This is a genomic window from Pseudoalteromonas rubra (genome assembly GCF_000967655.1).
GTDB classification, from domain to species: Bacteria; Pseudomonadota; Gammaproteobacteria; order Enterobacterales; family Alteromonadaceae; genus Pseudoalteromonas; species Pseudoalteromonas rubra_A.
In genome coordinates this window covers 1-12,484 of the sequence record NZ_JXYA01000117.1, presented here as the reverse complement: position 1 = coordinate 12,484, position 12,484 = coordinate 1, and the positions used below count along the sequence as shown (strand labels likewise).

The window sequence follows — 12,484 nt, the reverse complement described above, 5'->3', positions numbered from 1 at the left end:
AAACAGGCCCTGGATGGCCGAACAGGTTGGCTCTTCATGGATGAATCAACAATGCCGTTCTAAAACTAGGTGAAAAGTGACCCTGTAGTGCCATACCAAACCTGACCACCTGATTAGAGGTGTTAAAATACACCTCAGGTTCAGGTCATTCACGCAAGCACACTGAGCACCACTTACCAAACAAACCATCATTGCACCGATAAACTCCACCACGTAAAAACAAGGAATAACATGCACGTAAGACCCGCAAAACAAAAGGATTTAGATACCCTCAGCCAGATTTGTATGGCGTCATTTGATGGTGCCCTGGCAAATACCTTACCAGCGGCAGGTCGGAATACTTTTAAGGCAATTGCCGCTCCTGCTGCGATTGCGGCGCGGCTGGCTGAGGATAACCAGATATTGGTGGCTGAAATAGCCGGCCAGCCTGTTGGTATGCTTGAGCTAAAGGCGGGTCGTCATATTGCCATGCTGTTTGTTACTCCTGCTCAGCAACATCAGGGGGTTGGCAAAGCGCTTATTAATGCCGCGTTTGAACTGGCCACGGAGCAGAGCGTAACCGTATCGGCTTCGCTGCCATCGGTGGGGGCTTATCAAAAGTATGGCTTTGAACTGGCCGGAGAGGTCGCCGAGTCTGGCGGTCTGATTTATCAGCCTATGGAAGCCTCGCTGCCCTAGCTACTTTTATAATCCTTCAAACACTTGCATTCAGGGTGCCCCTGCCCTGATAAATGCGCCAATCAGTAGTCGTTTTTATTGATCATTCACTACACTGTAAGTTCAGTACGTGAAGTGAGATGCACTATGTTCGACGATGACGCGCTCCTGTTTGGCTCTGATGATGAGCCCGATGAGTCACCCACTCTGCCCCCCTGGAAAATTCTGTTGGTTGATGATGAAGAAGACATCCACCAAATTTCAAGGTTGGTACTGGAACAAATGGAGCTGGATGGTCGCGGCGTGACCTTTTTGAATGCCTACAGCGGCACTCAGGCACAACAAGTACTTGCTGAACACGACGACATTGCGCTGATTTTGCTTGATGTTGTCATGGAAACAGCCGAAGCAGGTCTGGACTTTGCAAAATACGTGCGTGAACAAGCGCAAAATCATAAGGTACGGATCATATTACGCACCGGCCAGCCGGGTATGGCGCCGGAGTCCGACATTACCCGGGAATACGATGTTAACGACTACAAAACCAAAACGGAGCTGACCAGCAGTAAACTTAAAGCCTCGGTACTGGTTGCGCTGCGCACCTACCAGCATTTGGATAAAACCCAGCAAGTGCAGTCCGGGTTAGACAAAATCATCACCTGTACCAACGCTTTGCTGAGCGACTCAGAACTGGTTGAATTTGAACTTAGGGTGTTTCAGAGCCTGACAGAAACACTGCCGTTAAGTCAGCAGTTTGAACCGGCGCCTATGAACGTTTTTATCGTCTCACTTGAGCGCAACAGCGAGACCTTTGAGCAAATTCTGCCACAAGAGGCGGTTAGTTTAGATATCCCGGCCCCCATCCAGACACAATTTATAGCCCAGTATAACGCGCACGAGCGTGCCCACGCAGAGCGCAGTGTGGTGCTGGATAACTACGCCATGCTTTTTCTGGGCGATAAAAGCGGTGGCACCCCGGTTTTTGCAATTGCCTGTTACGCCAACCCAATAGAAGAACAAGAGGCGCAACTGCTGTTAAACCTGGCCCATAACTTAGGCATTGCCTGGCGCAATACTCAGCTACAGGAGCGGCTCAGTAATAACAATATTGCACTCGAAAGCCAGGTTGCAGAGCGCACCTCGGAGCTACAGGCCGCCAGAGAGCGGGCCGAGCAAGCCAACCTGGCCAAAAGCATGTTTTTATCGAATATGAGCCACGAAATACGCACGCCGCTGAATGCTGTACTTGGCTTTGCCCAACTGCTGGAGCGCGACAGCGGTTTGAACTCAGGCCACAAAACCACCATGAATAAAATTATCCGAGCCGGAAATCACCTGCTGGATATCATCAATGATGTGCTGGATATTTCAAAAATTGAGGCCGGTTCAAGTAAATTGAACCCGGTCGACTTTGAGCTCAATGGACTGCTTGAAGACCTGGGCAGTATGTTCAAACTCAAGTGCGAGCAAAAGCAACTTACCTGGCAATTAAACAGTGCGCTCAAAGCGCCAACCGGGGTGCATGGCGATCAGGGCAAACTGCGTCAGGTGCTGATCAATTTACTTGGCAATGCGGTGAAGTTTACAGACAAGGGCACCATTACACTGAGCTATTCGCAGCCCTCCGCTGGCTTACACCGCTTTGAGGTGCAAGACACCGGGCCCGGAATTTTGCCGGAAGATCTCGAAAATCTGTTTAACAGCTTTACCCAGGGCAGCGCCGGGGTCGAAAAAGGCGGCACCGGGCTGGGTTTGTGCATTTCATCCAAGCAAGTTGAAATGATGGGCGGCAAGCTGGATGTGCAGTCGGAGCCTGGCAAAGGCAGCACTTTTTGTTTTACTTTGCCACTGCCCGCAGCCGAGGTTGAGGCAAGCAGCAATCAGCGCCAGACATTACAACAGCTGAAAGTACGCAGCGACAAGCAACTGCGCGCACTATGCGTTGACGATGTTGCCTATAACCGGGAAATATTGGGCCAGACACTGGCCGCATGTGGTATCGAGGTAGACTACGCAGAAGATGGCAAACAGGCCATTGAGGTGATCCAGCAAAACAGCTTTGACATTGTGTTTTTGGATTTACTTATGCCCGTTATGCGCGGCGATGAAGCCGTTGTGATTATTCGTAAAGAGCTTGGCCTGTCGGAGCTAAAGTGTGTGGCCATTTCGGCATTCAGCCTGCACCACGAGGTACAACATTACCTGAGCATTGGCTTTGACCAGTTTATTGGCAAGCCCTACACCATAGCGCAGATCTTTGACTCCCTGCTGTCGTTTTTCCCCGACCATTTTGAGCATACCGAACTGGAAGGCGCCAAAGTATCGGGCGATGAGCCCACTGCTGAACTGATATTGGCCGACTATTCCCTGCCCGCCGAGCAAAAAGCACAATTAATACGCTTTGCTCAGGTGAACAACAGCTCACGCATTAAGCAAACCCTGAAAGAAATTGACGCTCAGCAGCCAAATAACAGGCAGCTTACCCAATACTTGGCTAAATTTATAAGTAGGTTTGACATGACAGGCTTTATTGCAGCGCTCGACGAGGTGCAAGATGGATGACGATCCGGTTTCACTGAACAATTGCAGAATTTTAATTGTTGATGACAAGGCTGAAAACCTTGAATTGCTGACTAACTTTTTAGAGCCGGAAGGCTACGAGGTGGCCTTTGCCACATCGGGCAAAGAAGCCATAAACATTGCCACCATTTTTCTGCCGCACCTGATCTTACTTGATGTGATGATGCCCGGCATAGACGGCTTTGAAACCTGCCGACGGCTCAAATCCTTGGGTAAAGTTAAAGAGGTTCCGGTGATTTTTGTGACCGGCAAAAGCGAATTAAGCGACATTGTAGAAGCCTTTAGCGTGGGCGCGGTCGATTACGTTACAAAACCCATCCGTCAGGAAGAATTGCTGGCCCGGGTATCTACCCACCTGCAACTGCAAGCCCTGATTAATTTGCGCGACGAGCTGATCTCCACTCTCAGAGACAAAACACTGGAGCTGGAAAAACTCTCTAAACTCAAAGAGCAGCAACTGGAAACCTCACAACACTTTAGCCACATTGGCGAGCTGGTTGGTGAGCTAACCCATGAGCTGGGTACCCCCTTGAGTGTGGTGCGCACCGCGGTGTCACACCTGAATGAAAAGCAGCAAGAACTTGCCCAGCAGGTGCAAAAGCAAACATTGGCAAAACAGGATCTGCAAACCTTTATTGATAACACCGCCCAAAGTTGTGAGATTGTGCTCTCCAGCATGGATAATGTGATGCACCTGATAGACAGCTTTAAGAACATCGTGGTCGGCGAATTCAGTGGCACCATCTCAGAGTGTAACTTGCACGACTATTTGCACAATATCCAGTATGTTTTAACCCCTAAATTAAAACGTACCCCACACACAGTTTCCATTCACTGCCCACAAGCCTTGCACATAGTGTCGGATACCGGCGCTTTATCTCAGGTATTAATTAACCTGATCAATAACGCGCTGATCCACGCCTTTGAAGAACAAACAGCAGGCACCATAGATATTCAGGTCGATCATCAGGATGATAAAATCACGCTGAACATTAAAGACAATGGCAAAGGCATTTCGTGTGAGCAAACCAGTAAAGTATTCGATAAGTACTACACAACCCGCGTTGGCGCGGGCGGCAGTGGCCTTGGCCTGTACATAGTAAAAAAACTGGTAGAGAGCCGTTTAAATGGCAGTATCGCATTGTCCAGCCAGCCCGGTGAAGGCACGCTGTTTACGATAGTGTTGCCTAAAGAGCTAAGTAACCAAGCAAATGCTTAATACGCTCCAGTGATTGACGTACTTTGTTATCTGACATATGTGTTGGTGCGACCAGGAAATGGTCGACCATCCTTATTCTGACAAAATGGTACCTAACCATATGTTCCACAGCCGAAGTACTTAAACTTCAGTGCATTTACTTGTTCGATTGAATAATATTACACTGTTAAGGCTTTCGGTCACGGCTCTGCCCGCCAGAATTAAGTGTTCTTCAAGTAACTTAACTTGCTGAAATATATACTTTGTCATACCTGTGTCGGGGTGGTGACGTACACTTTTAGCAAAGACATGCATAAAACAAATAACAGCACAGCAGATAGGATATAAAAATGATAATCAGGAAGCTCAGATTACAACGAGGATGGTCTCAGGAACAGTTGGCTGAATGTAGCGGCTTAAGTATTCGCACTATTCAGCGCATTGAGCGAGGTCAGGACCCCAGTCTGGAATCATTAAAGTCGTTAGCTGCTGTTTTTGAAACTAGCATTGCAAGTCTTAAAGAGGAGCCGGATAGCATGTCACAGGGATCAATCACACAACAAGAGCAGCGTGTCATAGAACAAGTACGCGCAATTAAAGATTTTTACTCTCATTTAACCACCTATATCCTGGTGAATTTGATACTTTTTGCTATCAACTTTTTCACTAGTCCAGGTTACATCTGGGCCTGGTGGCCTGCACTCGGCTGGGGGATCGGATTGTTCAGCCACTGGGTGAGCGCCTTTGAAGTCTTTGACTTGTTTGGTGCAAAGTGGGAGAAACGCCAAATTGAGAAACGTCTGGGCAGAAAACTCTGAACAGAGACAAACAGAGTACTTTCGCCGCTACGCCTAGCGTCTATTGCGTTTGGCCCGCGGCTTTGTCCACCAGCATTTTGAGCATTTCAGCTTGTAACACCTCGGCCGGAATGGGCTTGCTGACATAGCCACTCATACCGCAGGCCAGACAGGTTGTGCGCTCTCCCTGCATGGCATTGGCAGTCAGCGCGATAATGGGCAGGTCGCGACAGGCCTCCAGCTCGGGGCTGCTGCGAATATGCCGGGTTGCTTCATAACCATCCATCACAGGCATCTGGCAGTCCATCAGGACCAAATCGGGCAAGGCATGCTCCGGCATTGCCTTAAGCATGTCTACGGCTTGTTTTCCCGACTCGGCCAGTTGTACCTCCACTTCCCAGGCTGCCAGCATTTTACTGGCAACCACCTGATTAATTGGGTTATCTTCTGCCAGTAACACACGTACGCCCCGTAAAGGCGACTCAGTTTTTGCAGGCTCTGGCAGCTTAGAGCCGCATTGCTCTGAAAACATTTGCACCAGATCTTTTGCCGTCACCGGCGGGTAAACCACAGTGATCTGATGCTGAGCAAATACCGTTTCACGCTGTATCTCACATTGCATATTACAAATAGCGAGTATTTTTCGACTCCCCGATAAGGCCCTGAGCGCTTCGAGCTGTTTCTCCTGATACGCAGGCTCGGTCATATCCAAAACCAACACATCGTGGCTTATTTCCCTTGCCAACGGTAACATCAGCACCTGAGCCTCACATCCCAACGCTTCAAGCTGCTGGCACAATACTTGTGTCAGCCTGGGGTGCTGTGATAACACCGCAATTCGGGCATCACTTGGCGCTATATCCCTGCCCCACAGCCCACCTTTTTGTGCTTCGACCTGAAAATGAAAGCGAAAATGGGCACCGGGCTCTTCGCTATCAATTAACTCAATGTCCCCGTGCATCAGCTTGCACAGCTGTTTGGCAATGGCGAGCCCCAAGCCGGTGCCGCCATATTTTCGGGTTGTCGACGCATCGCATTGACTGAATGAACTAAACAGCTTGTGCCTGGCCTCTGGTGGAATGCCAATCCCCGAATCAATGACATCACACTGCAATATGGTAATGGCCTCGCGAGAGGCAGATACAGCAACTTCATCACAGGCCAAATTAAGCTGAAGCGTGCCGGAGTCGGTGAACTTAACGGCGTTACTCAGTAAGTTGGTGAGGATCTGGCGAGTTCTGATCGGATCCAGGCGAACAAAACGATGTTTCAGAGCGTGGCAATCTACCAGTAATGTGAGCTGCTTTTGGTCCAACGCGATAGCAAACGACTTGGCCACCGAATCCACCAGCTCATAGAGATCAACCGAGTCCGGGCTTATCTCCAGCTTGCCCGACTCAATTTTAGAAAAATCCAGAATGTCATTGATGACACCCAATAACGAATGGGCGCTGGCATCTGCCAGTTTGGCGTATTGCTTTTGCTGTGCTTCGAGATCGTGACTAAGCAATAAATTCAAGCACCCAATCACACCATTGATAGGTGTGCGGATCTCATGGCTCATATTGGCCAAAAACTCTGACTTCATTTTGGAGTGCTGCTCGGCGCCCTGCTTTTCCTGTTGCAGTGCCTGATTCGATTCTATCAACTGCTGCTGAATTTCACGGTTTTTGGCATTACGATATTCCCCGGTCATAATCGCAAAGGCAAAATTAAACACCAGCTGACTCATAAACAGGGAAACCACAAATAACTGCGCCTTTAACGTGTGATCTTGCTGAAGACTGCTGACCGCCGGGTCTGACAAAACATCAAACGCCTTACCTAAGGCAAAAAAGCTGAGAAACCCCAGACTCAGGCTGATCAGAACCAGCGACACGGAATAACGGGGCCGACCAAAGCGGTACAGACAAGTCCAGATCCAGCCGGAGGTGATGGTGAGCGTGATCATCCCTAAGATGAGCCGCGACGCGTAATTTGAAACGACATAAGTAAAAATACAATGGATGAGTAAAAAAGCCCCGTAATAGCACACAATTTGGCGCAGCGGTACGGCTTGTTCACAGGCATGGTAGCAACCAATCAGCACCAGAATTAAAGCGGCCTGGCCGAACAAATTGGGCAACAGATAGCGTACACCCAGTGGCAGCTCGTTTTGTACGCCAAACAGGATCATGCTGAGCCCCAGGCAGATTGGCGACAGTGCCCAGTACAGCGTTGCTTTAACGTCTCGGTTGGCCAGCCACAAAAACACCAAAGCCAGCGCAGAGGCAACCACCCCGGCACCGGCCATAAGCAATAAAGAAGGCGTTGATAATTGCACTGACGACTCGATTAGGAGCCAGGTCACATCTACCGGCTCCGCTAAAATTAACGGTTATTCAAAACTCTAGAAGACAGATGCAGGCTTGTAAAGCGAGTGACAGTGCCCGACTGCTACGCTGCCTGGCGCTTTGATTTGACGCTGGGTGCGTCTTGAGAGCAGGGGTGTACTTGAGGTTTGCGGATGCCAATCGCGGATGCCAATCGCGGATGCCAATCGCGATTGGCATCCGCGCACAATTTAACTGCGGCTCACTTCAATTTGCTTGATGGCCAGGCCCTGTATCTCCGTCACCTTAAAGGTAAAGCCCTCAATTTCTATCGTTTCGCCCTGATGCGGAAAGTGTCGGCAGTGATGGATCAAATATCCCGCCAGTGTCTCTATTGAGTCAACGGGCATAAACTCATGCTCGACCACCGACAACTGAAAGTCTTTCATCGACATATCGCCCTGAACCAGCCAGCGCGAGGTATCTTTTTGCCGAAACTGAGCCTCTATCGCTTCGCTGTCTTTGAGCGCAATAAAGTTCAAGATGCTGGACAAAGTCACCATGCCCACGACAGTGGCAAACTCGTTGATCACCACCGCTGTATTGCAAGGATGTGCTTTTAGCGCGTTTAGTGCATCCGACAAGCTCAGCGTATCGAGCAGGATAACCGGCCGTAAAAAAGCCTCCTGCTGGGCATCAAGCAGGGGGCGGCCAGCAATCAGATTGCTTAACAGCTGCTTAGCCTCCACGGCCGCGATCACCTGATCCAGGCTAGCGTCACAGAGTAAATACTGCTGAAAACTGCGGCTTTGAATTTGTTTAGCCAGCGCTTTTTCATCGTCATGGATATTCAGCCACTCAACGGCATCGCGATTGATCATCGCCTGGGTAATGCTGGTCTGATCTAAATCCAGCACATTGCCGATAATATTGTGCTCATGTGCCCCCAGCTCGCCCTGCTCCGCACTTTGGTCAACCACCGCAAACAGGTCGTCCCGGGTGATCAACTCATCGCGCTGATTGGGTAATTTAAATGCACGGATAATCACATCTGCCATCAGGTTAAACAACCAGATCACAGGTTTAAACAACCAGACACTTGCCAGCATCAGGCTGATAAAGCGCATTGCGATTGATTCGGGGATCACCATAGCAACCCGCTTGGGCAGCAAATCGGCAAACAACACAAACAGTGCGGTGATCAGTAAAAACGACAGCACGGTAGAAACTTGCAGCAAAACCGCATGGTACTGGCTTACATCGGCAACAAACAGCCCGGTAACTACTTGTGATGCCTGATAGAGGTAGGGCGTGAATACCGACTCGCCAATCATACCAGCAACAATGGCCAGCGCGTTCAGCACAACCTGAACGGCGGCAAAAAACTGGTGTGCGTTGGCCTGCAAATACATCACTTTTTTGGCGCGAAGATCGCCAAGCTCCAACCTGCTTTGCAATTTAACTTTACGTGCAGCAGCCAGTGAGATTTCGCACAAAGCAAACACAGCGCTCATAACAATGAGCAAAAAAACCCATAGAAGGTCCAATTACACACCTGACGGTAAAATAGAATTCGAGCGCGATATATACGCCCAATCCGTGTTGCTGGCAACAGAAAAATTGCTATTCAGGCAAATAATTGACGGACATATTTACCCGGCGTGATCCTCAAAATCTGTTTAAACTCCCGGGTGAGGTGCGCCTGATCGGAAAAGCCGCAGGCCAGCGCCAATTGTGCGAGGTTTGTCAAAGGGTTATCCCTGAGTTGCTGTTGTGCATTGCGGATCCGATAAATACGAGCCAGGTATTTGGGCGTCAGCTCTGACTGCGCTTTGACCTGGCGCTCTAACTGGCGCATACACAGTGGTACAGTGCGATAAGCATCTTCAAGGGGGTTTAACTGCATCAGTTTATTGATCAGCTGATACGTGTGTTGCAACTCGTAACTAGGATCGGGCGCTAAAGCAGAAAACTCCTCGAGCCACTGCTCAAGCGTACTGATTTTGGGCGCTTGCCTGAGCAGCTCTACCAGTGCAGACAATCCAGAAGGCGACAGCAAGGGGGAGACGGCCTCGCGTAATGCTTTAAACCTTGCCGGGAACAGTCGGATCCCGGCAAACTCAGCGCCGGCACTATAACTTAGCTCTACAGACTGTTTTGCAGGGGCCTGAATATGAAAAGGTGTGGCTATCTTTTGTCCATCCAGTGTCAGCTCGCCTTTGAGCACAAACATGATCCCCTGGGCACCATCGCAGGGCAACCAGCGAGTACCCGCTTGCGCAGCACGTGCAAACCATACGGCCTGCACATATCGTCCTGTATGGCCATCCGGTTGATGGCGCTGTAAAGTTAACTCACTAAGCATCTGGTTCAGGTTTAAACATTTTAACAACGCGGTTCCAGGCATTGATGGCATTGATGGCTACCGTTAAGGTCACCAGGGCATCATCACTGAATACGTCAGACAACTGCGTATACAAAGTATCCTCAATCGGCTGGGCGTTTGTCAATTGCTCGCACAAAGCCAGCGCTAATCGCTCCTTAGTGGTAAAGCCCGACATGTCGCGCCAGGCGTTGAGTGCAATGATCCGCTTGGGGCATTCGCCCAGTTCCATCGCCTGACGGCTGTGCATGGCAATACAATAGCCACACTGGTTTAGCTGAGACGCTCTGAGCTTAACCAGCTCCCAGAGTTTAATATCCAGATTGCGAGTGACTTCTTCATTCAGTAACTGCTCCTGAGCGAATAGGTGTTGCATTAGCTTTGGGGCGCATTGTAAATAATTGGCTCTTTTCATGGTCATTTCCTGTTATCTAGTGAATGACCACCAGACTACCGGCAACCGCCCCCTCAGAATTGAAGAAAAACGACTTTTGCACCCCAAAAGCCCGCCAGTTAAAGCAGGTTATGCTGTTTAATAAATGCCACCAGCTCGCTGGCTATATGCTGATGCTCCTGTGCAGTTGGGTGCCAGATGCAGCCTTCCAGCGGCGATACAAAAGTGTTGGCATACACCTCATCTATGCCCTCGCTGGCAAGCTGACGCAACGCCGTATCGGTGGCAGGAATAATAAAATCATAGGGATACGCCGGGCGAGGCATGACCACAATGGCCACATCGGGGTAGCGACTGCGCAATGAACGAACAAACTCAACCATGGCCTCTTCCCAGGCCAGCTTTACTTCTTCTATGCTTTGCCAGGGTTCGTGAGGTTGTGGATCCGTACTAAAATCATTGGTGCCAAACTCAAGTACAATAAGCTGAGGAAAGCGCTCCTGATAGGCCAGGTTATCCCCGTACAGCGCCGAAAGTTGGTCAACATAATCCACTAAGGTATGGTGCGCCTGGTTGCCATTCCAGTTACGGATCAAGCCCAGTCCGGAATAAGACACCTGAGTAAATGTACTGTCCAAGTGTTGTGCCGCTATATACGGAAACGCCAGTCTGGCGTTGCTGGAGTCGACAATTTCCTGCCAGTCACATTGACGTTTGGTCGACTCACTGCCAAATCCTGCACTAATTGAGTCGCCAATAAACAGAATATGAGGTTGCGTTTCCCACACCCCTTCTAACCGCCCATCAACCTCCACATGCAGCAGCTTGCTGCGTGACTGATAATGCTCCCAGCGTTTGACCACTTCGATAAGCACACTGCCCGGCTCCGCCTGTTCGAATAACACAAAACGCTCGGCCTCGCCCGTCGACGCGGTCACAATCTTGCGATGTAACTGACCATCGACCAGCACATCAAATTGGTCGCCATAACCTTGCAGGCTGATGGCAATAGACTTTCCCACCAGCTGGGTGTGAATAGCCGTTCCGGGCCAGTTAAACTCCACGCTGCCTTGTTGATAGTTTTTATGTACCCGGCCCTCATAGACCAGCGCGTGGTGCGTAGCAGGTAAAACCGTGGCAAAAACACTGAGGCTGATGGTCAGCCCCAGTAAGATAAGTATTAAGCGACACATAACCAGTTCCTTTTTTGTTAAAAAAGTAAACCTAGTGTTTAATCGATAACTCTACAAGCCAGCCAAATTGAAATTTTCTAAACCAGTCCGGCTACCAACATGGCCAGCCCAGATGAGTTTTCACACAAACTGATACACCGCTGTGTTTATTCTCAAACAAAATAATGAGGTGTAACCAAATCCCCATCTTTTAATCTGAGTTAAAACACAATATAGTGATTAAAAATTAACAAAAAGATTAATAAAATGATTAAACTTATCCCGGCTCGCTGTGTCATTACCGCCTTCTTAGCCGCACTCGCCGGCTGTAGTCAGACTCCGCCTTCAGCACCGCCCGCGCAGGTCAATGCAACATCAAGTTGCCCGATAACAGTTGTTGAACACCCGGACCTGGAAGTGCTTCCTGTCCAGAGCCTGCCCGAAGACGTGGTTGCTGCCAGTGGCCAGGGTGGACTTTGTAATGCCCGCAGCTATAAGGTCACCCGTGACTTTACTATCTGGCGCGCCTGGAACAGCACCTACGAAGGCTCTAAGTTCGGCAAATGGTGGTCACTGGAAAAACCAACAGGCCTGGTTGCACAGTACCGGACGGAGCTCAATATTTGCCCCAAATATTCACCACTGGACATGCTGGTACGTTGCACACTCAAAGCTGGTAGCCAGGTCGTGATAGGCCCAGGTCAGAGCGCTCAGTGTAGCGACTACTTTACCTACCCACAGTCCGATACCAACCAACTCTATCTCGCAGATGCTAAGCAGGCGACAATGAATTGCACCACCTTTTATGGCGAGTTTTCCTGGCGTGAAGCCTCTTCCCAGGCAAGCACAACAGACAAACAGAAATAGCGTCAATCTGCTTAATCTTAGTGGATTGACTGAAACGACTCTGACTTTTACCGCATGTTCGGCAAGTCAGGGGAAATAATACCAATTTCACTTAATACCTGCTCAATTTGACGGAGCAAATATG

10 protein-coding genes are annotated in these 12,484 nt (G+C 49.6%); 5 read left to right on the top strand and 5 right to left on the bottom strand.

Annotated features, from left to right (window positions below):
- Positions 1 to 231: 231 nt before the first annotated feature.
- The 4 genes from TW77_RS23795 to TW77_RS23780 all read left to right on the top strand — a co-directional run bounded on the left by TW77_RS23795 (position 232) and on the right by TW77_RS23780 (position 5,253).
- Positions 232 to 678 (top strand): GNAT family N-acetyltransferase, encoded by a 447-nt coding sequence (locus tag TW77_RS23795; protein WP_046007460.1) that lies wholly within the window; start codon positions 232 to 234, stop codon positions 676 to 678.
- Between the two features lie 126 nt (positions 679 to 804).
- Positions 805 to 3,219 (top strand): ATP-binding protein, encoded by a 2,415-nt coding sequence (locus tag TW77_RS24550; protein ID WP_052713343.1) that lies wholly within the window; start codon positions 805 to 807, stop codon positions 3,217 to 3,219.
- Entirely contained in the window at positions 3,212 to 4,456 is a 1,245-nt protein-coding gene (locus TW77_RS23785) for a sensor histidine kinase (protein WP_046007459.1), read from the top strand. The genes TW77_RS24550 and TW77_RS23785 overlap by 8 nt, the downstream gene beginning before the upstream one ends.
- A 329-nt stretch (positions 4,457 to 4,785) precedes the next feature.
- Positions 4,786 to 5,253, top strand: a complete 468-nt coding sequence (locus TW77_RS23780; RefSeq protein WP_046007458.1) for a 2TM domain-containing protein — start codon at positions 4,786 to 4,788, stop codon at positions 5,251 to 5,253.
- A 40-nt stretch (positions 5,254 to 5,293) separates the two neighbouring features.
- Here TW77_RS23780 and TW77_RS23775 read toward each other — a convergent pair whose 3' ends face one another.
- From TW77_RS23775 to TW77_RS23755, 5 genes are all read right to left on the bottom strand, one after another.
- A complete protein-coding gene (locus TW77_RS23775) occupies positions 5,294 to 7,582 on the bottom strand; it encodes an ATP-binding protein (protein ID WP_156158757.1) in 2,289 nt (762 codons plus the stop codon).
- Positions 7,583 to 7,795: 213 nt separating this feature from the next.
- Positions 7,796 to 9,070 (bottom strand): hemolysin family protein, encoded by a 1,275-nt coding sequence (locus TW77_RS23770; protein ID WP_275041943.1) that lies wholly within the window; start codon positions 9,068 to 9,070, stop codon positions 7,796 to 7,798.
- Between the two features lie 101 nt (positions 9,071 to 9,171).
- Complete coding sequence (locus TW77_RS23765) at positions 9,172 to 9,909, bottom strand: AraC family transcriptional regulator (RefSeq protein ID WP_046007456.1); 738 nt, start codon at positions 9,907 to 9,909, stop codon at positions 9,172 to 9,174.
- Positions 9,902 to 10,342 carry a carboxymuconolactone decarboxylase family protein gene (locus TW77_RS23760; protein WP_046007455.1) on the bottom strand — a complete coding sequence of 147 codons (441 nt, stop codon included), beginning with the start codon at positions 10,340 to 10,342 and terminating at the stop codon, positions 9,902 to 9,904. Before TW77_RS23760 ends, TW77_RS23765 begins: the two co-directional genes overlap by 8 nt.
- Positions 10,343 to 10,440: 98 nt before the next feature.
- On the bottom strand, positions 10,441 to 11,514 hold the full coding sequence (locus TW77_RS23755) for an SGNH/GDSL hydrolase family protein (RefSeq protein WP_046007454.1): 1,074 nt from the start codon (positions 11,512 to 11,514) through the stop codon (positions 10,441 to 10,443).
- A 246-nt stretch (positions 11,515 to 11,760) separates the two neighbouring features.
- On the opposite strand from TW77_RS23755, the gene TW77_RS23750 reads away from it, so the two are divergent.
- A complete protein-coding gene (locus TW77_RS23750) occupies positions 11,761 to 12,360 on the top strand; it encodes a hypothetical protein (protein ID WP_046007453.1) in 600 nt (199 codons plus the stop codon).
- Positions 12,361 to 12,484: the final 124 nt, after the last annotated feature.

Excerpts from the sequence above, each read along its gene's own strand:
- TW77_RS23765 (WP_046007456.1), bottom strand. The coding sequence starts at position 9,909 with ATGCTTAGTGAGTTAACTTTACAGCGCCATCAACCGGATGGCCATACA.
- TW77_RS23785 (WP_046007459.1), top strand. The coding sequence starts at position 3,212 with ATGGATGACGATCCGGTTTCACTGAACAATTGCAGAATTTTAATTGTT.
- TW77_RS23750 (WP_046007453.1), top strand. The coding sequence starts at position 11,761 with ATGATTAAACTTATCCCGGCTCGCTGTGTCATTACCGCCTTCTTAGCC.
- TW77_RS24550 (WP_052713343.1), top strand. The coding sequence starts at position 805 with ATGTTCGACGATGACGCGCTCCTGTTTGGCTCTGATGATGAGCCCGAT.
- TW77_RS23755 (WP_046007454.1), bottom strand. The coding sequence starts at position 11,514 with ATGTGTCGCTTAATACTTATCTTACTGGGGCTGACCATCAGCCTCAGT.
- TW77_RS23760 (WP_046007455.1), bottom strand. The coding sequence starts at position 10,342 with ATGAAAAGAGCCAATTATTTACAATGCGCCCCAAAGCTAATGCAACAC.
- TW77_RS23780 (WP_046007458.1), top strand. The coding sequence starts at position 4,786 with ATGATAATCAGGAAGCTCAGATTACAACGAGGATGGTCTCAGGAACAG.
- TW77_RS23795 (WP_046007460.1), top strand. The coding sequence starts at position 232 with ATGCACGTAAGACCCGCAAAACAAAAGGATTTAGATACCCTCAGCCAG.